This window comes from Streptomyces blastmyceticus, assembly GCF_039521185.1.
In the GTDB taxonomy this organism is placed as follows: Bacteria; Actinomycetota; Actinomycetes; order Streptomycetales; family Streptomycetaceae; genus Streptomyces; species Streptomyces blastmyceticus.
In genome coordinates this window covers 41,271-64,945 of sequence record NZ_BAAABW010000031.1, presented here as the reverse complement: position 1 = coordinate 64,945, position 23,675 = coordinate 41,271, and the positions used below count along the sequence as shown (strand labels likewise).

General features: G+C 69.3%; 23 protein-coding genes. 14 read left to right on the top strand and 9 right to left on the bottom strand.

Going from position 1 to position 23,675, the window contains the following annotated elements; translation table 11 throughout:
* The first annotated feature begins 15 nt into the window (after nt 1–15).
* The 5 genes from ABD269_RS30015 (at nt 16) to ABD269_RS29995 (ending at nt 4,635) form a co-directional block, all read left to right on the top strand.
* Entirely contained in the window at nt 16–849 is an 834-nt protein-coding gene (locus ABD269_RS30015) for a recombinase family protein (RefSeq protein WP_344122992.1), read from the top strand.
* A gap of 474 nt (nt 850–1,323) precedes the next feature.
* The gene (locus ABD269_RS30010; protein WP_344122990.1) at nt 1,324–2,547 is read left to right on the top strand and encodes a helix-turn-helix domain-containing protein; all 1,224 of its coding nucleotides are present in this window, start codon (nt 1,324–1,326) and stop codon (nt 2,545–2,547) included.
* 270 nt (nt 2,548–2,817) lie between these two features.
* The gene (locus ABD269_RS30005; RefSeq protein ID WP_344122988.1) at nt 2,818–3,129 is read left to right on the top strand and encodes a DUF7848 domain-containing protein; all 312 of its coding nucleotides are present in this window, start codon (nt 2,818–2,820) and stop codon (nt 3,127–3,129) included.
* A 53-nt stretch (nt 3,130–3,182) separates the two neighbouring features.
* The gene (locus ABD269_RS30000) at nt 3,183–3,356 is read left to right on the top strand and encodes a hypothetical protein (RefSeq protein WP_344122986.1); all 174 of its coding nucleotides are present in this window, start codon (nt 3,183–3,185) and stop codon (nt 3,354–3,356) included.
* A 325-nt stretch (nt 3,357–3,681) separates the two neighbouring features.
* Complete coding sequence (locus ABD269_RS29995; RefSeq protein WP_344122984.1) at nt 3,682–4,635, top strand: 1-aminocyclopropane-1-carboxylate deaminase/D-cysteine desulfhydrase; 954 nt, start codon at nt 3,682–3,684, stop codon at nt 4,633–4,635.
* Nucleotides 4,636–4,787: 152 nt separating this feature from the next.
* On the opposite strand, the gene ABD269_RS29990 is transcribed toward ABD269_RS29995, so the two are convergent.
* Nucleotides 4,788–6,389 carry a Na+/H+ antiporter gene (locus tag ABD269_RS29990; RefSeq protein ID WP_344122982.1) on the bottom strand — a complete coding sequence of 534 codons (1,602 nt, stop codon included), beginning with the start codon at nt 6,387–6,389 and terminating at the stop codon, nt 4,788–4,790.
* Between the two features lie 55 nt (nt 6,390–6,444).
* Between ABD269_RS29990 and ABD269_RS29985 the strand changes: the two genes are divergently transcribed.
* The 4 genes from ABD269_RS29985 (at nt 6,445) to ABD269_RS29970 (ending at nt 8,892) form a co-directional block, all read left to right on the top strand.
* Nucleotides 6,445–6,705: a UBP-type zinc finger domain-containing protein gene (locus tag ABD269_RS29985; protein WP_116213826.1), complete on the top strand. Its 261-nt coding sequence runs from the start codon at nt 6,445–6,447 to the stop codon at nt 6,703–6,705.
* A gap of 63 nt (nt 6,706–6,768) precedes the next feature.
* Nucleotides 6,769–7,314, top strand: a complete 546-nt coding sequence (locus ABD269_RS29980) for a GNAT family N-acetyltransferase (RefSeq protein WP_344122978.1) — start codon at nt 6,769–6,771, stop codon at nt 7,312–7,314.
* Nucleotides 7,315–7,523: 209 nt separating this feature from the next.
* Entirely contained in the window at nt 7,524–7,937 is a 414-nt protein-coding gene (locus ABD269_RS29975) for an ATP-binding protein (RefSeq protein ID WP_344122976.1), read from the top strand.
* 16 nt (nt 7,938–7,953) lie between these two features.
* Nucleotides 7,954–8,892: an RNA polymerase sigma factor SigF gene (locus ABD269_RS29970; protein WP_425573009.1), complete on the top strand. Its 939-nt coding sequence runs from the start codon at nt 7,954–7,956 to the stop codon at nt 8,890–8,892.
* 55 nt (nt 8,893–8,947) lie between these two features.
* Here the strand turns inward: ABD269_RS29970 and ABD269_RS29965 are convergent, their stop codons facing one another.
* Nucleotides 8,948–9,451 (bottom strand): hypothetical protein, encoded by a 504-nt coding sequence (locus ABD269_RS29965; protein ID WP_344122974.1) that lies wholly within the window; start codon nt 9,449–9,451, stop codon nt 8,948–8,950.
* A 124-nt stretch (nt 9,452–9,575) separates the two neighbouring features.
* On the opposite strand from ABD269_RS29965, the gene ABD269_RS29960 reads away from it, so the two are divergent.
* Together ABD269_RS29960 and ABD269_RS29955 are read left to right on the top strand one after the other, a co-directional pair.
* Nucleotides 9,576–10,544 carry a diacylglycerol/lipid kinase family protein gene (locus ABD269_RS29960; protein ID WP_344122972.1) on the top strand — a complete coding sequence of 323 codons (969 nt, stop codon included), beginning with the start codon at nt 9,576–9,578 and terminating at the stop codon, nt 10,542–10,544.
* A gap of 320 nt (nt 10,545–10,864) precedes the next feature.
* Nucleotides 10,865–11,122 (top strand): WhiB family transcriptional regulator, encoded by a 258-nt coding sequence (locus ABD269_RS29955; RefSeq protein ID WP_004937597.1) that lies wholly within the window; start codon nt 10,865–10,867, stop codon nt 11,120–11,122.
* 119 nt (nt 11,123–11,241) lie between these two features.
* On the opposite strand, the gene ABD269_RS29950 is transcribed toward ABD269_RS29955, so the two are convergent.
* Nucleotides 11,242–12,711: a sensor histidine kinase gene (locus ABD269_RS29950; RefSeq protein WP_301894326.1), complete on the bottom strand. Its 1,470-nt coding sequence runs from the start codon at nt 12,709–12,711 to the stop codon at nt 11,242–11,244.
* Nucleotides 12,712–13,244: 533 nt separating this feature from the next.
* Here ABD269_RS29950 and nagB point away from each other — a divergent pair.
* Complete coding sequence (nagB, locus tag ABD269_RS29945; protein WP_344123097.1) at nt 13,245–14,030, top strand: glucosamine-6-phosphate deaminase; 786 nt, start codon at nt 13,245–13,247, stop codon at nt 14,028–14,030.
* A gap of 279 nt (nt 14,031–14,309) precedes the next feature.
* Here the strand turns inward: nagB and ABD269_RS29940 are convergent, their stop codons facing one another.
* The 4 genes from ABD269_RS29940 to ABD269_RS29925 form a co-directional block, all read right to left on the bottom strand.
* Complete coding sequence (locus ABD269_RS29940) at nt 14,310–15,794, bottom strand: glycoside hydrolase family 3 protein (RefSeq protein ID WP_344122970.1); 1,485 nt, start codon at nt 15,792–15,794, stop codon at nt 14,310–14,312.
* A gap of 11 nt (nt 15,795–15,805) precedes the next feature.
* The gene (locus ABD269_RS29935; RefSeq protein WP_301892448.1) at nt 15,806–16,636 is read right to left on the bottom strand and encodes a carbohydrate ABC transporter permease; all 831 of its coding nucleotides are present in this window, start codon (nt 16,634–16,636) and stop codon (nt 15,806–15,808) included.
* A complete protein-coding gene (locus ABD269_RS29930; RefSeq protein WP_344122967.1) occupies nt 16,633–17,604 on the bottom strand; it encodes a carbohydrate ABC transporter permease in 972 nt (323 codons plus the stop codon). Before ABD269_RS29930 ends, ABD269_RS29935 begins: the two co-directional genes overlap by 4 nt.
* Nucleotides 17,605–17,695: 91 nt before the next feature.
* Nucleotides 17,696–18,967, bottom strand: coding sequence for an extracellular solute-binding protein (locus ABD269_RS29925; RefSeq protein ID WP_344122965.1), 1,272 nt, complete (start codon nt 18,965–18,967; stop codon nt 17,696–17,698).
* 241 nt (nt 18,968–19,208) lie between these two features.
* On the opposite strand from ABD269_RS29925, the gene ABD269_RS29920 reads away from it, so the two are divergent.
* On the top strand, nt 19,209–19,985 hold the full coding sequence (locus tag ABD269_RS29920; RefSeq protein WP_344123095.1) for a GntR family transcriptional regulator: 777 nt from the start codon (nt 19,209–19,211) through the stop codon (nt 19,983–19,985).
* A 234-nt stretch (nt 19,986–20,219) separates the two neighbouring features.
* Nucleotides 20,220–20,978, top strand: coding sequence for a fibronectin type III domain-containing protein (locus ABD269_RS29915; protein WP_344122963.1), 759 nt, complete (start codon nt 20,220–20,222; stop codon nt 20,976–20,978).
* A gap of 175 nt (nt 20,979–21,153) precedes the next feature.
* Here ABD269_RS29915 and ABD269_RS29910 read toward each other — a convergent pair whose 3' ends face one another.
* Nucleotides 21,154–22,731, bottom strand: a complete 1,578-nt coding sequence (locus ABD269_RS29910; protein ID WP_344122961.1) for a S1 family peptidase — start codon at nt 22,729–22,731, stop codon at nt 21,154–21,156.
* 75 nt (nt 22,732–22,806) lie between these two features.
* Entirely contained in the window at nt 22,807–23,208 is a 402-nt protein-coding gene (locus ABD269_RS29905) for a hypothetical protein (RefSeq protein ID WP_344122959.1), read from the bottom strand.
* Nucleotides 23,209–23,675 lie beyond the last annotated feature (467 nt).

The window sequence follows — 23,675 nt, the reverse complement described above, 5'->3', positions numbered from 1 at the left end:
TGAGACGGTCTGATCATGACGACGAAGACCCCGGCCGCTCAGGTCGAACGCCACACCTGCCCGAAGTGCCAGGCGCCCGCCGGTAGCCCCTGCCGTACGTCCACGGGCAAGGTGGCTGCGAACTACCACACGGGCCGTTTCGCCCTGGTGCCCGCACTCAAGGCGGAACTGGCCGTGAAGACTCCGGCCGACCGGAACCCGGGCAAGCCGTGGGTGGTCCGTGAGGCTGCGCCGGAAGCGACTGAGGCGACGCCGGGCGCAGCGATCCGGATTGGCTACGCCCGTTGTTCCACGGTCGGGCAGGAACTCCAGTCGCAGTTGGACGCGCTGGCCGGCGCCAGCTGTACCCGTGTGTTCTCGGAGAAGATCAGCACCCGGGTCAAGGAGCGCCCCGAACTTGAGAATGCTCTGACGCTGGCTCGAGAGATCAGGGCCGCTGCGCCCGGCCGGCCGGTCATCTTGACCGTGGTGGAGATGAAGCGCCTTGCCCGCAGCGCCGCTGAGCTCATGTCCTTGTCCGCCACGCTCCAGGGGGACGGCATCCAACTGGAACTCCTCTCCGGCCCGCTCCAGGGCATCTACGACCCGAACGGCGCTGGTGCCATTGTGTTCGCCGTGCTCGCTGTCAGTGCTGAGGTGGAGCGGGAGGGGATACGGGAGAAGACGTTGGAGGGGCTGGAGGCTGCGGCCCGCAAGGGCAATCACGGCGGGCGGCCGACCGTCATGGACGCCGACAAGCTTGCCGTTGCCGAGGCGCGCCGGGCGAAGGGTGAGAGCGTCACAGCGATCGCCAAGGCGCTGGGTGTGTCCCGTGCGACGCTGTACCGGGCGTTGGGCGAAGCGTCGTAGTCTGCTGCGCCTCGAGACCTGAGAGACCGTCTGTCCGCCCGGCAGGCGGTCTTTCGTTGTGTCGGCACAGGAGGGGCAGGGCGCTGCGAAAGTTCACGGCGCACGCCCGCTGGCGATCCCGGCAATAGCTCCGCGCACGCGACGGGAGTGCAACGCCGTTTTTTGGGTCGTTCGCCCTCTGACCTGCGGAAACGCGTCTCGCTACACCTGAGATAAGCCCTGCGAACGCCTTGGTAGCGGGTCGGAACGGTGGGTTAAGGGGTGGGGAGTGACCCCCTAAGCACCTTCCCCCGTACCGGCTAGGGATAGCAGCTTCGACCGTGTACGCGTCACGAAGGTACGGGTCTCAGGTTTTAAAGAAGGGCATCGGCGATCTCGCGGGCGAGCGTCAACTAACCGCCGAACAAGACTCGTTCACGCTGGCCATACGGCGTACGCTGGCCAGAAGGGCTTGACTTCGTACGAGGAGCGGCTATGACAGACCTGGCCGGGATGACGACCGGGGAGCGTGTCCGGTTCTACCGAGAACGGCGCGGGATGACGCGGCCTGTGCTTGCTGGACTAGTTGGCCGTGGCCCCGACTGGTTGAAGAAGGTCGAGTCTGGCGAGCGGCAGCTACGTGACCACACCCTCCTTGTCAGGCTCGCAACCGCACTGAAGATCAGCGACCTGACCACCTTGACGGGTGATCCCGTGCCTTCCCCGGTAGGCCCGTCCGCGCGGCTCGTACTGCCCGGTGTCGCTGACCTCCGTGACGCCTTGCGGGGCCCGCTGTTCGCCGTCCCGGATGAGCCACCGAGCGTGGACGTGCTCCGAGGGCGTGTGGCTGAGGCATGGCGGTTGTGGCACTCGTCCCGCTTCCAGCGGTCGGAGGTCTCCAGTCTTCTCCCCGGCCTCGTCCGGGACGCCTCCGCGCTGCCCCGCCGTCTCGACGGACCGGAGCGTCGGAAGGCGTACGCCGTCCTCGCCGACGTGTACCACCTCGCGCAGCAGGCCGCCGCGTTCGCCGTCGAACCGGAGCTGTATTGGTTGATTGCCGACCGTGGCAGGAACGCCGCGCAAGACGCCGACAGTCCGTTGTGCCTCGCTGGGGCGTCCTGGACGTGGGCGAACGGGCTCCGCGAGTCCGGCTATGCCGAAGAGGCGATCCGCGTCGTCACTGAGGCCGCCGAGGCCATCAAGCCGCACCTGGAGACGGGTCCTGACGACCTTCGGGGCGTCTATGGGGCCCTTCACCTCCATGCAGCCATTACGCACGCTCGTGAGGGCGCTGAGGGCGACGCGTGGCGACACTGGGACGAGGCCGACCACACCGCGAACCGGCTGCCCGCTGGCTACGCGCATTCATGGACGGTGTTCGGCAGGGGTAACGCGGACATCCACGCCGTCAGCGTCGCCACCGACCTCCGGACGCCCGGGACAGCGATGAGCCGAGCCGAAACGGTGGACCTGGAAACGGTCCCGAGCGTTGAGCGCCGTTCGCGGGTGCTGATCGAGCTTGGCCGCGCGCAGAAGCAGAGGAAGGACCATGCCGGGGCGCTGCACTGGATGAGGCGCGCCGTGGAGGCGTCGCCGGAGACGGTGCGGTTCACGCCGGTTGCCCGGGGGTTGGTCTACGACCTGGCGAAGGAAGCCCGTGGGCCGCTGAAGTCGGACGCGATGGCACTTGCCGAGGAGGTACAGGTACTAGCGAGCTGAGGGGGACAGTTTGGGTCCCTCACGAGTTCCCGTTCCGCTTACCGTCCTTCGCTACCTACGCGAGGGGACAGCGACGATGGCGAGAACACGCGAGACCGGGCGCCCGTACGAGTACGTGACCTACGCCCCGGCGGGGTACACGTGCGGGAAGTGCCGGAAACCCATCCCCACTGACACCCCCTGCCGACGAGGGGACATCGAACGGACTTCCTCGTCCCCCGTCGCCGTCTACTGGCACCAGGAGTGCGCCACCAAGGCTGGTGGCGCCAAGTGACCCGCCAGTCCTTTAAGTTCGCCGACTGGGCTACCGCGCCGGACCCGGACGCCGCTGCTGAGTACGTGGTCATCTGCCGGGACGTGGTCAAGCACGACGACGACTATGAGCATGACACCCCGTGCCGCTGGGAATTTCGCGCCCTGGACGACCGGGCGGCAGCCGACAAGCAGCAGAAGGCGCACGCCGACAAGGAGGGGCATCGCCTCTTCTTGGAAATCTCGACGTGCCCCACGGTCGTCACGCCTCCGCCGGGATCGGTCTTGGCAGGACGGCTCGCCCGACGAGAACGGGCGGCTGCTCAGTGACCCCCGCGAGCCTTCGCAGGCGCCCCCTGAGCCTGTTACCGGCCCCGGAGCTGGTGAGTCTCATAGACGACCCTGACGGCCTGTACGCGGACTCTCCCGAGGGCTGGTGGACGCAGTACGGCGGGGCGGTGGATGCGCGTTCCGGAGTGGTCTACATACCCCGAGAGGCCGATCACCCGCCGTGCCGCTTCCCGTGCGACCTCTGCGCGGAGCGGCGGCAGCACTGAGACGAGCGGGGGCGCCATCCCCCGCTGCAAAATCCCGGACGCAGGGTTGGGCGACATCCCTTCCTGTGCGTCTCGGGTAGCCCGTCCACGGCGTGAGATGTGGTGATCTCCCGGCGCTGTGGGCGGCAGGTTCCCCCGACCGGACAAGCCTTGAGCGTGGGCAGACGTGCCCGGACCAAGCGGACGCGCTTGAGCTCTCGCCCCGGTCCGCCCCTTCGCGGGGTGCCGCTTCGGCGGTGAGGGGGCCAGCACCGGCCCCGCTCGTGCGCTTTCCGCGTGGCGTGCGGGCGGGGCACTGCATACCCCTGCAACGCACAATGGAGGGGTGAACCACCCCGTGAGCCCCTCCGTAGCATTCCAGCCCCGGCCGCCTTCCCCTCTCGAAGAAATCCACGACGAACGGTTCTCCCGCCGGGGTGTGCGCCTGCTGCTGAAGCGGGATGACCTCATACATACGACGCTGCCGTGGGACACGGAGACACTTGGACCAGTGGACCTGTACCCTCCGGGCAACAAGTGGCGCAAGCTGGAGCCCAACCTGCGGGCCGCCGCCGAGGCCGGGCGGCGCACGCTGCTGACCTTCGGCGGCGCGTACTCCAACCACCTACGGGCGACCGCCGCCGCGGGCCGGCTGCTGGGCTACGCCACGGTCGGCGTCGTCCGCGGCGAGGAGCTCGCCGACCGGCCGCTCAACTGGTCGCTCACGGCCTGCGCGGCCGACGGCATGCGGCTGCGCTTCGTCGACCGCGCCACGTACCGGCGCAAGACCGAGCCCGACGTCCTCGCCGGGCTGGCCGACGACGACTGCTTCGTGATCCCCGAGGGCGGCAGCAACGCGGCCGCCGCGCGCGGCTGCGCCGGACTCGGCCGCGAACTGCGCGGCACGGCGGACGTCGTCGGCATCGCCTGCGGCACGGGCGGCACCCTCGCGGGCCTCGCGGCGGGGCTGTCCGGCACACAGCGCGCGATCGGCTTCCCCGTCCTCAAGGGAGGCTTCCTTGGCGAGGAGATACGACGCCTGCAGCACGAGGCGTTCGGCGGGCCGCGGGGCGACTGGACCCTGGACGAGCGCTTCCACTGCGGCGGTTACGCGCGCCTCTCACCGGAGTTGCTCGCGTTCGCGGACGATTTCGCTGTCCGCCACGGCATGCGGCTGGAGCGGCTGTATGTGGCGAAGATGCTTTACGGCCTGACGGCCTTGGCCGAGGAGGGGGCCTTCAGGCAGGGCACGACGGTGGCAGCGGTGATCACAGGCGCATCCAGCCTGTCCGGCGTTTGAGGACAGCGCGCGAAGCGTGCTTCGGGGTCTGGGGCGGAGCCCCCCACGCGGCGGAGCCGCAAATCGGATGCAGCCGGGAAGGGGCGGGGCTGGGGAACAAGCCCGCCGCAGGCGGAAACGAACCCGCACCCAGACGCAGGGGCAGCAGCCTGCTACCCCGCCCCCTCCTCCCGATAAGCCGCCGCCTCCTCCAGATCCAACCGACGCAGCAAAAGACGAAGCATCTCGTCATCGATCCGCCGAGCGTCCCGCAACGACACGAACACCTCCCGCTCCGCCCCGATCATCTCCCGCGCCAGCCGCCGGTACGTGTCGTCCGCCGACTCCCCCGTCACCTCGTTCACCGCGCCGAGCCGCTCCCACACCGCGTTGCGGCGGCGTTCCATGACCGCGCGGAGGCGGTCGGCGAGGGGTTCGGGGAGGGCGTTGCGGTCGTCGGCGAGGAGTTCGTCGAGGCGGCGGTCGGCGGCGGTCGACGCCTCGCTCTGGGCCTGTGCCTCGGCGAGGGTCACGGCGCTCGGGTCTGGCGCGGGCAGCCGCAGCCGGCGGATGAGCGGGGGGAGGGTGAGGCCCTGGACGACGAGCGTGCCGATGACCGTGGTGAAGGTGAGGAAGAGGACCAGGTTGCGGGCGGGGAAGGGCTGCCCGTGCGCGGTGACGGGGATCGAGAAGGCGATGGCGAGCGAGACCACGCCGCGCATCCCGGCCCAGCCGACGACGAGCGGCGCCTTCCAGGTCGTGTCGGGCTCGCGTTCGCGGATGCGGGCGGAGAGGGCGCGCGGCAGGAACGTCGCGGGGAATACCCAGATGAAGCGTGCGGCCACGACGGCGGCGAAGACGGCGGAGGCGTACCAGAGGGCGGCCTGCCCCAGGTCGTACTCCCCCAGGCCCCGCATCACCACGGGCAGTTGGAGCCCGATGAGCGCGAAGACCGCGGACTCCAGGACGAAGGCGACCATGCGCCAGACCGCGGCCTCCTGGAGGCGGGTCGCGAAGTCGACCTGCCAGGAGTGGTGGCCGAGGTAGAGGGCGACGACCACGACGGCGAGCACCCCGGAGGCCCCGACCTCCTCGGCGGCGGCGTAGGCGGCGAAGGGGATGAGCAGGGAGAGGGTGTTCTGCAGGAGCGGTTCGCGCAGCCGCTTGCGCAGCCAGTGCAGCGGCACCATGAGGATCAGGCCGACGCCGATGCCGCCGACCGAGGCGAGCGCGAATTCGCGGAAGCCCTCGCCCCAGGTGGCGCCCTCGCCGACGGCGGCGGCGAGGGCCACCTTGTAGGCGGTGATCGCGGTGGCGTCGTTCACCAGGGACTCGCCCTGGAGGATGGTGGTGATGCGGGAGGGCAGGCCGAGGCGGCGCGCGATGGCGGTGGCGGCGACGGCGTCGGGCGGGGCGACGACCGCGCCGAGCACCAGCGCGGCGGTGAGCGGCAGTCCGGGCACGATCAGGAAGGTCGCGTAGCCGACGGCGAGGGTCGCGAAGAGGACGTAGCCGACCGACAGCAGGGCCACGGGCCGGATGTTGGCCCGGATGTCGAGGTAGGAGCTGTCGAGCGCGGCCGTGTGCAGCAGGGGCGGCAGCAGCAGGGGCAGCACGATGCCGGGGTCGAGGGTGTAGTCGGGTACGCCGGGCACGTAGGCGGCGACGAGCCCGACGGCGACGAGCAGCAGGGGGGCGGGCACGGGGGTGCGCCGGGCGGCGCCCGCGACCGCGGCGCTGGCCGCGATCAGCATCAGCAGTGGCATGACATCCATCGGTCGCGGCCGTCTCCGTTCGAAGCTCTCGGCAGTGCGAACTAGTCTGGCAATCATGAGCGAGTGCCCGCATGTTCCCGAGCTGCCGCGCCCCGAGCCCGTGCCGCTGCACGCGACCTGCCCGGAGTGCGAGGCGGCGGGCAGCCACCCGGTGCAGTTGCGGTTGTGCCTGGTCTGCGGCCATGTCGGGTGCTGCGACTCCTCGCCGTACCGCCATGCGACGGGGCATTTCGAGGAGACCGGGCACGCGGTGATGCGCAGCTTCGAGCCGGGGCAGAGCTGGCGCTGGTGCTACACGGACCAGCGGATCGTCTGAGGGAGCGGGGCGAGTGCCCGCGGTTGCCGGAGCGCTGTCACCGCCGACCGCTAGCATGCAGACATGATCCGACCCGCCACGCCCGACGACGTTCCCGTCATCCACGCCATGATCCGCGAACTCGCGGAGTACGAAAGGGCGCTGGAGGACGTGAAGGCGACCGAGGAGCAGCTGCGCGAGGTGCTCTTCGGCGCGGATCCGGCGGTCTTCGCACTGATAGCGGAGAGTGACGAACCGGTCGCCGGGGGCGGGATATCGGCGGGCGAGCCGGTCGGCTTCGCGCTCTGGTTCCGCAACTTCTCCACCTGGACGGGTACGCACGGTATCTACCTGGAGGATCTCTACGTACGGCCGGGGGCGCGCGGCGCGGGTCACGGCAAGGCGCTCCTCGCCACCCTCGCGCGGATCTGCGTGGACCGCGGCTACCAGCGTTTCGAATGGTCAGTGCTGGACTGGAACGCACCCTCGATCGCGTTCTACAAATCGCTCGGCGCCGAGCCGATGGACGAGTGGACGGTGCGACGGATGTCCGGAGAACCGCTCCGCACTCTTGCGGCGCTCGCGCAGAGTGACGAAAATCCCAACAGGGCGACCGCTCTTTCGATTTGAGACCGCAAGCCCCTAGCCACTGTCCGTGCTCATGGGTTTACCATGAGTGACAGTCGCGGGGCTGCTCCACAGAACCGCAGATCGCGATAGCGTCGCAGCCGAACCATGTGCCGCACCGGGCCGTGCGAAAGCCCTTCGTCCGAGGGGCGATCAGCGCGGGGCCGGTGCTCGTAACAGCTCAAGAAGCTTGTGCCACCTTGGAGGTGAGGGTGTCCCAGATCGCAGGCGAGCCCGGGACCCAGGACTTCGTGGAAGTCCGGCTGCCCGCTGCGGGTGCCTACATGTCGGTGCTGCGTACGGCTACGGCCGGTCTCGCGGCCCGCTTGGACTTCACCCTCGACGAGATCGAGGACTTGCGTATCGCGGTGGACGAGGCGTGCGCGATCCTTCTGCAACAAGCCGTGCCCGGCTCCGTTCTCAGCTGCGTCTTCCGCCTGGTGGGCGACGCGCTGCGGGTGACCGTCTCGGCACCCACGACGGACGGCCGCGCGCCCGAGCGCGACACCTTCGCCTGGACGGTGCTCTCCGCGCTGGCCGGCGAGGTCGACTCGACGGTCGCGGACGACCGCACGGTCAGCATCAGCCTGCACAAGAAGCGCGGCGCCGGCCCCGGACAGCCGTGACGGAAGAGGGGGCTCCGTGAGTACTGCATCGTCGCGGGGAGTGCGTGCCCCGGCCATCCCGCAGCAGCCTGCCCGACAGCTTCCGGCGGAACCGGGAGAACCGGTGACACCGGTGCCGGGCGAGGCGAGCGACCCACCAGAGCGGGCGGACCACATGGAACAGCACCGGCATCATCAACAGTGGCACCAGCACCCCACCGCGCAGGACCGCAGTGGTGCCCGGGCCCTGTTCATCGAGCTGCGGGCGCTGCCGGACGGCTCGCTCGAACGGGCCGAGCTGCGCAATCACCTGGTGCAGATGCACCTGCCCCTGGTGGAGCACCTGGCCCGGCGGTTCCGCAACCGCGGCGAGCCGCTCGACGACCTCACCCAGGTCGCCACGATCGGGCTGATCAAGTCCGTGGACCGCTTCGACCCCGATCGCGGGGTGGAGTTCTCCACCTATGCGACGCCCACGGTCGTCGGCGAGATCAAGCGGCACTTCCGCGACAAGGGCTGGGCGGTGCGGGTGCCGCGCCGCCTCCAGGAGCTGCGGCTGGCGCTGACCACGGCCACCGCCGAGCTCTCCCAGCGGCACGGCCGCGCCCCCACCGTCCACGAGCTGGCCGAGCAGCTGGGGATCTCCGAGGAGGAGGTGCTGGAGGGGCTGGAGTCCGCCAACGCCTACAGCACGCTCTCCCTGGACGTCCCCGACACGGACGACGAGTCCCCGGCCGTCGCGGACACCCTGGGCGCGGAGGACGAGGCGCTGGAGGGCGTCGAGTACCGCGAATCGCTCAAGCCACTGCTGGAGGACCTGCCGCCGCGCGAGAAGAAGATCCTGCTGCTGCGCTTCTTCGGCAACATGACCCAGTCCCAGATCGCCCAGGAGGTCGGGATCTCCCAGATGCACGTCTCCCGGCTGCTGGCACGCACCCTCGCCCAGCTCCGGGACCGCCTGCTCATCGAGGAGTAGCCGGAAACGGACACCGGCGGAGACGGAGCGGACGGGGCCCTCCGGGGCCCCCGCGTCAGCTTTCGCGCGGGCCGATGCCGAGTGCCTCGGTCGCGGTGGGGTTCACCAGCATGACCAGGGTGGCCACGGCCACCAGTGCGAGCGCCACGCCCGCGGCGATCAGCGCGCCCCCGGCGTTGGCGAGCGTCCAGGCGACGGGCAGCGCCATGATCTGGGTGATCATCGCGGGTCCCCGGCTCCAGCGCTTCCGCTGCCACAGCCCCCGTGCCGCCGCCAGCGGCAGCACGGCGAGGGCGAGCACGGTCACCGCGAGCATCTCCGCCTGCTGGGGGCTCTCCGGCTTCCCGGCGAAGCCCATGATCAGCAGATACACACCGCCGGCCAGGAGGGTCACGCCCTCCAGCGCGGTGAGCGCGGCGGCAGCCGTCAGCCGCCCCGGGCGGGGGCCCACGGGCTCGGGGGTCGCGGGGGTACGGCTCTTCTCGCCGGCCCGGTTCACCCGGTTGTCGTCACGGGTGCTCTTACGGGCGGACTTCGGCGCGGACTGCTTGCTGCTCACCCCGCCAGGGTAGCCCTGGCCCATTCCGTGCGGGGCCCGGCGGCACTCGACGTGACCGACGGGACACCGCTGGACCGCGGGCCGGGGATGGGTCGTGTACCGACAGGTAGGTAGGCTGGCGCGCATGCGTGCGCTCCTTGTGGTCAATCCGTCGGCCACCACCACCAGTGCCCGTACCTGTGATGTCCTGATGCACGCGCTCGCCAGCGACCTGAAGCTGGAGGTCGCCACCACGGAGTACCGGGGGCACGCCCGGGACCTGGCGCGGCGGGCCGCCGAGGACGGCACCACCGGCCTGGTGGTCGCCCTCGGCGGCGACGGCACGGTCAACGAGGTGGTCAACGGTCTCCTGCACGGCGGCCCCGACCCGGAGGGCCTGCCCCGCCTCGCGGTGGTGCCCGGCGGCTCGACGAATGTCTTCGCCCGCGCGCTGGGGCTGCCCAACGACGTGGTGGAGGCGACGGGCGCCCTGCTGGACGCGCTGCGCGACGGGACCGAACGCACGGTCGGCCTGGGGCTCGCCGCGGGCACCCCGGGCACGGCGGACGAGGGCGTTCCGTCCCGCTGGTTCACTTTCTGTGCCGGCTTCGGATTCGACGCGGGCGTCGTGGGCCGGGTGGAACAACAGCGCGAGCGCGGCAAGCGTTCGACACACGCCCTGTATGTGCGACAGGTGATGCGTCAATTCCTCGGCGAACCGAATCGCCGACACGGCACGATCACCCTCGAACGACCGGGCGAGGAGCCACTCGAGAATCTCGTCATGTCGATAATCTGCAACACCGCGCCATGGTCGTACCTGGGCAACCGCCCGCTCTACGCGTCGCCGCAGGCCTCCTTCGACACCGCCCTTGACGTGCTGGGATTCACCAAGCTGTCCACGGCGGCGGCCGGCCGGCACATCGCTCAATTGATGACGTCGACGCCCGAACGAGGACCGCGCGGAAAGCATGCCGTGTCCCTGCACGACCAGACCGCGTTCACCTTGCATTCGCAGGTTCCACTGCCGTTCCAGATGGACGGTGACCACCTCGGGCTGCGTACGAGCGTGACGTTCACAGGCGTACGCCGTGCACTGCGTGTGATTGTGTGAGTGGTAGGGCCTAAAGTCCTTCCACTCGAACGTTTAGGCTGGGTTCCACCCCCTGGAAGTACGGCTGTGACCTAGCTGACACCGAGGAATCAAAAAAAACTTTCCAGAAGGGGTTGTATCCGCCGCCGAGGTTTGCGAGTCTCTTCATGGCGATCGGGACGGCCGCTCATCAAGGCTCCCCGACACAGCCCGAACCCCCTCCCTTTTTCCTGGACTGCCCCAGTTTCGGCTGGGTATCAGCCCTTCCCTTGCGGGGGGATTCGTGAAAGCGTTCACATTCACAAGCAACGTAGCCGCAATAACGAGGAGATGGAGCAGCCATGGACTGGCGTCACAACGCCGTTTGCCGCGAGGAAGACCCCGAGCTGTTCTTCCCCATCGGCAACACCGGTCCTGCGCTGCTGCAGATCGAGGAAGCCAAGGCCGTCTGCCGCCGCTGCCCCGTCATGGAGCAGTGCCTGCAGTGGGCGCTCGAGTCCGGCCAGGACTCCGGCGTCTGGGGTGGACTCAGCGAGGACGAGCGCCGCGCCATGAAGCGCCGTGCCGCTCGCAACCGGGCGCGTAACGCGACCGCCTGACCCAGCACCCCTTCGGCCACCCGAGCCGCAGCGCGCAGTACCCCCCGATGCGCATAGCTTTGAGCCCCGAATCTCCTGATTCGGGGCTCGTTGCGTTGTGCGGCGCCGCGGCGCGGAAGCTACGGCTTGTCGGCCCGCACCGGCAGGTCCAGGACCACCTTCGTGCCGCCCCCGGCGGAGGGCCGCATGTCGAACGTGCCCCCCATCTCGCCCTCCACCAGCGTCCGCACGATCTGCAGGCCGAGATTCCCCGCACGCTGCGGGTCGAAGCCCTCCGGCAGACCGCGGCCGTCGTCCTGGACGGAGATCAGCAGGCGCGATTCCTTGCGGGTGCCGCTGCGGACCGCGGTGACCTCGACCGTGCCGGTCTCCCCCGGGCCGAAGCCGTGTTCCATCGCGTTCTGGAGCAGTTCGGTCAGCACCATCGACAGCGGCGTCGCGACCTCCGCGTCGAGGATGCCGAAGCGGCCCGTACGCCGCCCGGCCACCCGGCCCGGGGAGATCTCGGCGACCATGGCCAGCACCCGGTCGGCGATCTCGTCGAATTCGACGCGCTCGTCGAGATTCTGCGACAGCGTCTCGTGGACGATCGCGATCGAGCCGACCCGGCGGACCGCCTCCTCCAGCGCCTCGCGCCCCTCGGCGGAGCCGATGCGGCGGGCCTGGAGGCGGAGCAGCGCGGCGACCGTCTGGAGGTTGTTCTTCACCCGGTGGTGGATCTCCCGGATGGTCGCGTCCTTGGTGATCAACTCGCGCTCGCGCCGACGCAGTTCGGTGACGTCGCGCAGGAGTACGAGCGAACCGATGTGATTTCCCTTGGGTTTGAGGGGAATCGCCCGCAGCTGGATGACCCCGTCGCTGCCCTCCACCTCGAACTCGCGCGGGGCCCAGCCGCTGGCCAGCTTGGCGAGGGACTCGTCCACCGGTCCGCGCGAGGGCGCCAACTGAGCGGTGGTCTCGCCCAGATGATGCCCCACGAGGTCGGCGGCGAGGCCGAGGCGGTGATAGGCGGAGAGGCCGTTGGGGCTGGCGTACTGCACGATGCCGTCCGCGTCGAGCCTGATCAGGCCGTCGCCGGCGCGCGGCGAGGCGTCCATGTCGACTTGTTGACCGGGGAACGGGAAGGTCCCGTTCGCGATCATCTGGGCGAGGTCCGAGGCGCTCTGGAGATAGGTGAGCTCCAGCCGGCTCGGCGTCCGCACGGTCAGCAGGTTCGTGTTGCGGGCGATGACCCCGAGCACCCGGCCCTCCCGGCGCACGGGGATGGACTCGACCCGGACCGGGACCTCCTCGCGCCACTCCGGGTCGCCCTCGCGGACGATCCGGCCCTCGTCGAGCGCGGCGTCGAGCATCGGGCGGCGGCCGCGCGGCACGAGGTGGCCGACCATGTCGTCCTGATAGGAGGTCGGCCCGGTGTTGGGCCGCATCTGGGCGACGGACACATAGCGGGTGCCGTCGAGCGTGGGGACCCACAGGACGAGGTCGGCGAAGGACAGGTCGGAGAGCAGCTGCCACTCCGAGACCAGCAGGTGGAGCCACTCCAGGTCGGAGTCGCTCAGGGCGGTGTGCTGGCGTACGAGGTCGTTCATGGAGGGCACGGCTGTGAGCCTACCCGCGCCCGGCTGCCTCATTTTGTTCCACCTGTCGGCCGCACGGGCATGGACATGGGCGAATGGTCTAGTCCACAATGAGCAAGCAAAGTTTCCGCCTTCCCCGCACAGGAGGGTGGATCGAGGCCCGGCGTCTTCTGCCCTGATCGCGCCACGGCCTCCGGTCGGCCGCTCCGGCCGCGGGGACCGCACACCCCGCGCCACCGGTGGGCCGAAGCCGGCTCCGGGCTGCGGTGCCGGCCGGGCCGAGGGTCCCGGCCAGGCGCCGCGGCCCGTAGTGGCCCATCCCCCCTCGACGGCTCTCCCCCGGCCGCCGTCTCCCGCCGATATCCCCGGCCACGCTTCGTCCTCAAACTCCGGACGGGCCGATTTCCCGGGCCGTACGACCGGTCCCGGACGGGCCTCCGGTACGCGGACGGACGGGGAGGGGAAGCATCTCCCGGACGCCCCACTCTGTTAGATTGGTCTATACCACAACCCCACAGCCCACTCTCCAGATCGGCAGGCACAGCGTGGAAGTTGTCATCGTCCCGGACGCCAAGGCAGGCGGCGAGCTCATCGCGGAGGCCATGGCCGAGCTCCTGCGCCGCAAGCCGGACGCCCTGCTGGGCGTGGCCACCGGCTCCACCCCGCTGCCCATCTACGAGGCGCTGACGGCCAAGGTCCGCGAGGGCGCCGTGGACGCCTCGCGCGCCCGCATCTGCCAGCTCGACGAGTACGTCGGCCTGCCCGCCGACCACCCCGAGTCCTACCGCTCGGTGGTGCTGCGCGAGGTCGTGGAACCGCTCGGGCTGACCGAGGACTCCTTCATGGGCCCCGACGGCACCGCCGAGGACGTCCAGGCCGCCTGCGAGGCGTACGACCGGGCGCTCGCCGAGGCCGGCGGCGTGGACCTCCAGCTGCTCGGCATCGGCACCGACGGGCACATCGGCTTCAACGAGCCGTGCTCCTCGCTCGCCTCCCGCACCCGGATCAAGACGCTCACCGAGCAGACCCGCGTCGACAACGCGCGCTTCTTCGAGGGCGACATCGAGCAGGTCCCGCACCACGTCATCACCCAGGGCATCGGCACCATCCTGGAGGCCCGCCACCTGGTCCTGCTCGCCACCGGCGAGGGCAAGGCCGACGCGGTCGCGGCGACCGTCGAGGGCCCGGTCTCCGCCCTGGTCCCGGCCTCGGCGCTCCAGCTCCACCCGCACGCCACGGTCGTCGTCGACGAGGCCGCGGCGTCCAAGCTGAAGCTGGCGGACTACTTCCGCCACACGTACACCAACAAGCCGACCTGGCAGGGGCTGTAGGGGGCACCCCGAAGCGGGGGTCGCTGACGGCTGCGGCCCGTTGCGCCTGCGGCGGGCTTGTTCCCCAGCCCCGCCCCTTCCCGTAACCGGGGAGACCCCGGACCCCCTGAAGCGGCTGCGCCGCTTGTCCTCAAACGCCGGACGGGCTGATTTCAGCCCGTCCGGCGTTTGAGGACACCGTGCGAAACGCGGTCCGGGGTCTGGGGCAGAGCCCCAGTTTCGGGAAGGGGCGGGATAGGGGAGAGCCCGCCGCAGGCGCAACGGGCCCGCACCCCGGAATCAGGAGCGAGCCACCCCGGTCACAACCTCCGCCGCCGCCACGCCGCAGACGCGCGCAGCACCATGCGTAGCCACATGCAGCGCCCCCACCGCCGGCGCGACATTCAGCCCCATCTCGACAACGACCGTGTCCGGCCGCGCAGCGAGCAGCTCCGAGAGCAGCTTCGCCATCCACCCGTGCCGGTGCACATCCCGCACCACCGCCACCACCCGCCGCACCCTCGCGTCGGCCAGGACTCGCTCCACGCCCGCCTCGGCGGAGCCGTACGTACCGGTCGTGGTCCCCGGCAGCAGCCGGGAGAGCTCGGCCGCAACGCCCCACGGCGTCTCGTCGCCGACGGCGATGTTCGCGACGGGGGTGAAGGCGGCGACATGGGCGGGCCCGGTCAGCGGCTCGTACCCCGCCGGCGGAGTCACCCGCAGCGCGCGCCGGGCCGCCACCAGGCCCACCTCGGGCGCGGGCTCGGCCCCGGCCGGCCTGCGGGACACGTCGTGCGCGAGCGCCCGTACCCGCGCCGCCGCATCGGCGAGCCGCTCCTCCGTCAGTTCCCCGGTGCGCACGGCGTGGACGAGCGCGTCGCGCAGCCGCAGCACCGTCTCCTCGTCGGCCAGTCCGCCGCCGACGCAGATCGCGTCGGCGCCCGCGGCGACGGCCATGACGCTGCCGCGTTCGATGCCGTAGGCCGCGGCGATGGCCTGCATCTCCATGCCGTCGGTGACGATCAGGCCGTCGAAGCCGAGGCCGCCCTCGGTGACGGGGGCGCGCAGCAGGCCGTGCAGGGCGGCGGGGCTGAGGGTGGCGGGGAGGGCGGGGTCGAGCGCGGGAAGCAGGATGTGCGCGCTCATCACGGCCTTGGTGCCCGCGGCGACGGCCGCCCGGAAGGGCACCAGTTCGCGGGTGTGGAGCGTGCGGAGGTCCGCGTCGATGCGCGGCATGTCGTGGTGGGAGTCGACGGCGGTGTCGCCGTGGCCGGGGAAGTGCTTGGTGCAGGCGGCGACGCCGGCGGCCTGCATGCCCTCGACGTAGGCGGCGGTGTGCCGGGCGACGAGTGCCGGGTCGGCGCCGAAGGACCGTACGCCGATGACGGGGTTGTCGGGGTCGGAGTTGACGTCCGCGGAGGGCGCCCAGTTGAGGTTGACGCCGCAGGCGGCGAGGCGGCGGCCGAGCTCCAGGGCGACGGCCCGGGTCAGCGCGGTGTCGTCGACGGCGCCGAGCGCGAGGTTGCCGGGGAAGGAGGAGCCCGTACGGACCTCCAGGCGGGTGACGTCGCCGCCTTCCTCGTCGATGGCCACGAGCACGTCGCCGTGTTCCGCCCGCAGCTGCGCGGTGAGGGCTGCGAGCTGTTCCGGCGAGGCGATGTTGCGGCCGAACAGGCCGACGGACGCCAGCCCTTCGCCGAGTCTGCGCAGCAGCCAGCCGGGGGCTGCGGTGCCGGTGAAGCCTGGCTGGAGGACCGTGAGGGCGTCCCGGGTGAGCGTGTCCATGGTGGTAAGTGCTAGCCCTTCACTGCGCCGGACGTAAGGCCACCGACCGCCTTGCGCTGGAGGATGACGAAGAGGATGAGGATGGGGAGGGCGAAGAGCGAGGACGCGGCCATCGTGGCACCCCAGTCGTCGCCGAAGGTGGTGCGGAAGCTGGTGAGCCACAGCGGGAGGGTCTGCGCGCCGGGCTCCTTGCTGAGGATCAGGACCATCGGGAACTCGTTCCAGACGGTGATGAAGCCGAAGAGCGAGGTGGCCATCACGCCGGGGGCGAGCAGCGGGAAGATCACCTTGATGAAGGCCTGGGCGCGGGTGCACCCGTCGACCATCGCGGACTCCTCCAGCTCCTTGGGCACGGCGGCGACGTAGCCGCGCAGCGTCAGCACGGTGAACGGCAGCACCATGACCGTGTAGATGGCGATGAGCGGCGGGAGGCTGTTCAGCATCTCGGCGTCGCGCACGATCATGTAGTACGCGATGACCATGACCTCCCAGGGGGCCATCTGGGCCATCATCATCACGAGGATGAAGCTCTTGCGGCCCTTGAAGCGCATCCGCGCCACGGCGAACGACGCGAGCAGCGCGATCACCAGCGACAGCCCGACGGCGACCAGCGTCACGGTGAGGGAGTTGCCGACGAGCCTCCAGAAGCCGTCCGCGTCCACCGCCTTGCGGAAGTGCTCGAAGGTGGGGCTCGCGGGGATCCACTGGGGGGTGTCGCTGACGATGTCCTTGTTGGCCTTGAAGGCCGTGGAGAACATCCAGTAGACGGGGAAGACGAAGACCGCGAAGAGGACGACGGCGATCGCCCCGGGCCACGCGCGGCCAAGAAGGGAGCGGTTCACAGCTCGTCCTCCTCTTGCTTGAGGACAAGGCGCAGGTAGTACGCCGTCAGGGCCAGCAGGATGACGATGGTGAGGATGGAGATCGCGGCGCCGGTGCCGAAGTGCTGGTTGCCCATGCCCTCGACGAACGCGTAGACCGGCAGGGTCTCGGTGAGCCGGTCGGGTCCGCCCTCGTTGATCGCGAAGATCTGGGTGAACGACTTGAAGACCCAGATGACTTCGAGGAACGTCGTGGCGAGGAAGAACGGCTTGAGGAAGGGGAAGGTCACCGAGGTGAACTGCTTCCAGCTGCCCGCGCCGTCCAGCGAGGCCGCTTCGTAGAGCTCCTTGGGGATCGTGCTCGTCGCCGCGTAGAGGTTGATCGCCACGAAGGGGATCGACTGCCACACGATGAGCACGGTCACCACGAAGAAGGTGGAGAACTGGCTGCTGGTCCAGTTGTAGTCGGCCATCGAGTGCCAGCCGAGCTTGTCCAGCAGGTAGTTGACGACGCCGAACCGCTGGGCGAACAGCCACTGGAAGACGGTGGTCGCGGCCACGACGGGCATGGCCCAGGCGAGGACGAGGCCGAGCGAGAGCAGCAGCCGCATCTTGGTGCCGAGGCGGGCGAGCAGCAGTCCGACGAGACAGCCCAGCGCCATGATCAGTACGACGTTGGCTGCGGTGAAGACCACCGAGCGGGCGGTGACCTTCCAGAAGTCGGAACTGCCGAGCTGCTCGCTGTAGTTGTCGAAGCCGATCCACTCGGTGAGGTGCCGGATCAGCTGCCGCCGGCCCAGGTCCTGGAAGGACAGCAGCCCGTTCCTGACCATCGTCCAGCCGAGCAGCAGCACGGTGACGAGGGCGGCGGGGAGGATCAGGAGGTACGGGGTGCCGGCCGCGACCCGGCCGCGGCGGGGCGGCGGGGCGCCGCCTCTGCTGATCCGGGCGGCGGGATCGGCCGCCGCCTCTTCGATCTGCGCTGACATCGTCGTCCGCCTTCTCCCCTGTCGAACGGTATTGCGTGGTGCGCGGTGGTACGGGGGCCGGTGCGGGCCGGCCCCCGTACCACCGGACGGGTCACTGCTTCTTGCTGAGGCGCTTGTTCATGTCGCCCTCGACCTGCTTGGCGGCCTCCTCCGGCGACTTGCCGCCCAGGACGGCCGTCATATAGGCCTTGATCGGGTTGGGGGCGTTCTCCACCTCGGCCCACTCGGGGATCAGCGGGGTGGTGCCACCGCCCTTGGCGGCGGGGGCGGCGGCCTCGGCGGCCGCGTTGCCCTTCACGCTCGCGAGCAGGGAGTCCTTGTTGGGGATGTTGCCGACCTCCTTGGCCAGCGCGCCCTCGTTCTTGTCGGACAGCGCGATCTTCAGGAACTCCCTTGCGAGGTCCTGCTTCTTGCTGCCCTCGGCGATGGCGAGGTTGGAGCCGCCGAGGAAGACGCCCTCGGGCTTGTCGGCCGTCTCACCGGGGATGGTGAAGTAGCCGATCTCCTTCTCGATGGCCGGGTTCGCCTTGATGGCGGTCTGCGCCTCGTAGCCCATGCCGATGAACGCGCCGGTCTTGCCCTTGGCGAAGATGTCGGCCTGCTGCGGGGTGGCCTCGTCCTTGTCCTTGGGCGCCTTGCTGAACGCCTGGTACTGCTTGTAGATGTCCATGGCCTTGGCGACCTTGGGGTCGCCGAGGTTGGACACGTACTTCTTGCCGTCCTTCTTCACCAGGTCGGCGCCGGTGCCGATGGTGAGGCCGTCGAGGAAGTACCAGTTCTGGCCGGGCAGGTAGAGCGGCTCGGCGTCGCCCTTCTTCTGGATGGCGTCCAGGTCCTTGAAGAATTCGTCGCGGGTCTTCGGGACGTCCTTGATGCCCGCGTCCGCCCAGATCCTCTTGTTGTAGATGACGACGCGGTTGGCGGCGTACCAAGGGGCGGCGTACTGCTTGCCCTCGAAGACGGAGGGCTTGTTGAGGGACTCGGTCCAGTCCCCGCCGATCTCCTTCTTGAGGTCGCCGAGGTCGGCGAGGCCACCGGTCTGGGCGTACGAGGGGGTTTGCGTATTGCCGATCTCGATGACGTCCGGAGGGGAGGACTCGGAGAGGGCGGTGGTCAGCTTCTGCTGAATGCCGTTCCACTTCTGGATCTGGATATCGAGCTTGGCGCCGGTCTTCTGCTCGAATTCGGCCTGCACCGACTTCGTCCAGCCCGCCGGGTTCGAGCCGTCCATGAACCACACGGTCAGGCTCTTGTCCTTGGAACCGCTGTCGCCCGATCCCTTGTCACTGTCGCTGGACCCACAGGCAGCAACACTCACCAACATGGCCGCGACACCCGTCGCCGCTATGAGCCCACGCTTCACAGCACTCTCCTCAAGGACCGAATGTGGTCTTTAATGGTTTAGACCAGTGCCCGCAGCTTGGCCTAGACCTTTTTGGGTGTCAAGGGTGTATAAGAGTCGCTGTCGGCTCCGTTATCGGACCGACACCTCGAGGTCGACCTGGGCGTCTCCGGGCTCCTCGGGCTCTGCCCGTGCCACGATGTGACCGCGACAGACGGAGGAGCCGGTGACAGCAGCAGGATCGGAGTCGGGAAGGCACACGATGGTGACCGACGGTGGTACGGCAGGTGCGACGGAGGGCGGCAGCGCGTCGGGCGGCGCGCGGACCGCGCGCGTCCCCAAGTACTACCGCCTCAAACGCCACTTGCTGGAAATGACCGAAACCATGCCCCCCGGCACCCCCGTGCCGCCGGAGCGGACGCTGGCCGCCGAGTTCGACACCTCTCGCACGACGGTCCGCCAGGCCCTCCAGGAGCTGGTGGTCGAGGGCCGGCTGGAGCGCATCCAGGGCAAGGGGACATTCGTCGCGAAACCGAAGGTCTCCCAGGCGCTGCAACTGACCTCCTACACGGAGGACATGCGGGCCCAGGGCCTCGAACCGACCTCACAGCTGCTCGACATCGGCTACGTCACCGCCGACGACCGGCTCGCCTCCCTCCTCGACATCACCACGGGCGGCCGCGTCCTGCGCATCGAACGCCTGCGCCTCGCCAGCGGCGAGCCGATGGCGATCGAGACGACCCACCTCTCCGCGAAGCGCTTCCCGGCGCTGCGCCGCAGCCTGGTGAAGTACACCTCGCTCTACACGGCCCTCGCCGAGGTCTACGACATCCGCCTGGCGGAGGCGGAGGAGACGATCGAGACGTCCCTGGCGACCCCGCGCGAAGCGGGCCTGCTCGGCACGGACGTGGGCCTGCCGATGCTGATGCTCTCGCGCCACTCCCTGGACGCGCAGGGGGAGCCGGTGGAGTGGGTACGGTCGGTGTACCGGGGGGATCGGTACAAGTTCGTGGCGCGGCTGCGGCGGCCGGCGGAGTAGTCGGCGGAGGCCCTTGTCGAGTGATCGGCGAGGGCCTTTCCCATTTCCCGGTTCAGCCCCGGGCCCAGCAACTCCGCCAGGTCCCGCCCCGCACCGCCGGGGCGCGGCCGCCGTGCGGCCCTGCCCCGGCGAACATTCACGGACGACGCATTAGTAGCTATCCGGACATGACATGATCTAACCGGCGTTCCCCCCACACCTTGCGCCACAAGCTCCACAGCCAGGACTCACACCATGCTTCACAAGAACGCCGCACGCCGCGCCGCCCTGATCTGCGCCGCTGTCACCCTGGGTCTCGCCATCCCGGCAACAGCCGCCCACGCCGCGCCCACCGCCTCCGCGGCCGCTGCCTCAAGCACCCAGAACCTCACGCCTCCCAAGCCCGTATCGGGACTCCTCGCGTCCGAATCCGAGGACGGCATCTGGATTCACTGGGACGAGAACTACGCGAATCCGTGGGATCGATTCCCGACCGTGGACAAGAACGTCAAGTCCTTCGAGCTGTACCGGGCAGACGACAACGGCGAGCCTTTCAAGCACATCGCCACCCTGCCGGGGGAGTCCGGGGATCGCGGCTTCGTCGACGCGGAGATCAAGCGCAACCGGTACGCCGTCTATTACGTGACCACGGTGGACATCGCCGGAAACGAGTCCGAGGCGTCCGACACGGCGACCGGAACGCCCATGATGCGGATCACGCGCGAGACCCCGGACACGCCTCAGGGGCTGAAGGCGAAGAACGTCTCCGGCGCGGTCGAACTGAGCTGGACGACCGACCCCTACGGCACGCTCCCCTCGAAGTACCTGGTCTACCGCTACGACAAGGGCCGGCTCAACCCGACTCTGGTCTTCGAGACGGACGCGACCACGTACTCCGACAGCCGCGACCTCAAGCCGGGCGCGAGCTACACCTACCGCGTCGTGGGCGTCAACGCGAAGGGCGAGGAAGGGAATCGCTCGGCACCGGTACAGGTCACGATTCCGCAGTCCTGATCCGTCCGGCGTCCGCCTGCCCGCTCACGGCCGGGCGGGCGGAGGCCGCGCCGGCCGTTCCAGTCGCCCAACGCTGAGCGCCTGCCAAGGCGATACTCGTGGGCCACGTGCCGCAGCCCGTGTTCCGCCCAGCGAATGCTGGGCGGAACACGGGCTGCGGTGCAAGCGAGGCAGGTCAGTCGACGAGCTGGACCTCGCCGTGGGTGCCAGCGGCGTCGACGCCGGGGTAGTAGCTGAGGGGCCCGGCGGCCCAGCGGATGAGGAGGTCACTGCGGTTGTTGCCGTTGCCGGAGAAGGCGCCCACGGTGATGTTCTGGGCGTTCTTCCAAGGCGAGTTGAGGGAACGAATACTGGTCCTGCCGTGATAGCCGGAGGGGTCCAAGGCTGAGAACACGGTGGCCGAGCCGTCGTTCCAGCGGATCAGCAGGTCACCGGTTTTGCCCCCACCGAACTCGCCGGAGCTCATCTGCGCGGCTTCGGTCCACCCCTTGTCCAGCTGGGCCTGCTTGCCGATGCCGTTGGTGCCGAGGTCGGAGTACAGCGTGGTCGAGCCGTCGTCCCAGAGGACGAACATGTCGTCGCGCAGCGGGTTGTCCGTGTAACGGCCGACCGTGATGAGGCGGGCGCCCTTCCAGTAGCTGCCGACAGCGCCGAGGGTCTTCTCGTCGTAGAAGCCGTTCTGGTCGACGTGGTTGTACGTCGAGAGCTTGCCGTTGGCCCAGCGCACGGTGATGCCGTCCGATCCGCTGCCGGTGAAGTTGCCGGCGGTGACGGCGCGGGCGTCCTTCCAGTAGCTGCCCGCGGGCGCGACCTTGTACTCCGTGGAGAAGGCGGGCTTGGGGTCATTGTGGTCGGCGCCCTGGAAGATGCTGGCCGAGCCGTCCTTCCACGCGACGAACAGGTCCATGCGGCGCTTGGCAACGGCGGAGTTGCCCGTGAAGTAACCGGATGCCATGTGGGCGGCGTTCTTCCAGTCCACCCGGGACAGGAGGTCCCGCGAGGAGACGGCCTGGATCCACCCGGCGATGTCGTCGGTCCGGGTAGAGACGACGCCCTTGCGGGTCTCTGCCTCGTCGACGCCCAGGCAACCTCCCTGCCACGAGGCACTGTTGATACCGACAAGCTCGCTGTGGCCACCGACCTCACGGAAGGCCGGGCTGCCTTGGTCGCCCTTACAGGTGGTCGCGTCGGGGTTCTTCCCGGTGAGGGCGAAGGTGGTGCCCTTCACGGAACCGGTGGTGAACGCAGCCTGCTGCAACCGGTCGGGGACCCACTCGCCTTTGGTCCGGCCGTAGCCTGTGACTCGCAGGCCCTCGCCCTGCAGCGGGGCGTTGAAAGTCAGTTCGACCGGGGTCACGCCGTCGACCTGCTTGCCCAGCCGGGCCATCACCACATCTCGGTCGTCCCGTGGGACGAGCTCCACGACGTCGGTGACGACGCCCTGGTCGCCGCGGGTGAGGTCGGTACGGCCAATGGTGGCTGTGGTCTTCAGCTTCGGCGCGCCCGGGGCGACCTTGGAGCCCGGGGTGTCGGCGAAGCAGCTCGCGGCGGTGACCAGCCACTGCTTCTCGACGAGCGTCGCGGAGCAGCTGCGCTCGCCGCCGATGTCGAGTTTGGCGGTGAACACGTACGAACCGTCTTTGACCTTCTCCCCCACAACGGCGTTCGCAGGGGCGGCGGTCAGCAGTCCGGCGGCGACGGCCGTGGCGGTGGCCACGGTCCCCCATGCCGCGCGCGGACGTATGGCAGGCATCTTCTGTTCCTTCACTGTCGTGGGGGCTGTCGGATTGGGCGCAGCACCGCGCCCGCTCACGAGGCAGCCGGAGTGTCAGCTGGTGACGCGGAGTTCGATCAGCGTGGTCGCGTCGTTGCTGGGGTCAGCACCCTTGCCGACGCCCTTGTAGTCGTTCTTCGCGACCTTGACCTGCTCGCGGCCGGCATTGGAGTCGACCTTGACATCCAGGGCGTAGTCACCGGTCGAGACCATGTAGACCTGCGGGACCTCCAGCGTCAGCCAGCCGGCCTTTCCGGTGCCAGTGACCTTGAAGCAGTAGGTGCCCTGCTGAGTCTGGCCCGGGTGCTTGAACTCCGTCATGACCCGAATGTCCGAGGACATACGGCAGTCGGCCAGCACGATGTGCCCGTCACCCTTGCGCAGCGCGATGCCCTGTTCCTTGAGGATCTTCGCCGCACCCGGGTACTCGAAGGTCTCCACGATCGAAGGCGGCATCTCATCGTCGGCGGGAGCCGCAGCAGCGACACCGAGCGCGGAAGTGCTCAGAACGGCCGTGACCGCACCGACAACACCGACGGAGAACCCCCTGCGTGCGGGCTGTATCACTAAAGGCCCCTTACTGGTTCAACAGCGGCAATGCCGCGTGTAATGGCTGAATAAAGACTTAGAGCGGCAACTTACCACCCATCGAGACTTTGCTTAATCTTGGCGTGAGATCGGACTCGATTTTGCCGAACTTTCAAGGCTTACCAAGGGTTACATTGCGGCATGGACACGCCATCTCGACAACCAACACCCCGTCATAAAGCAGAGATTCTCTGGCTATTGAGCGCCTGGCAGCCCCAATCACCGCGGCTATGCTCACGGGACCGGAAGCCGACGATGCACAACCGACGGGAAAGAACCGAAGAGTGAGATTTAACCTTCACTTGACCAGAGCCAGGGGAAGAGTGGGGTTCGGC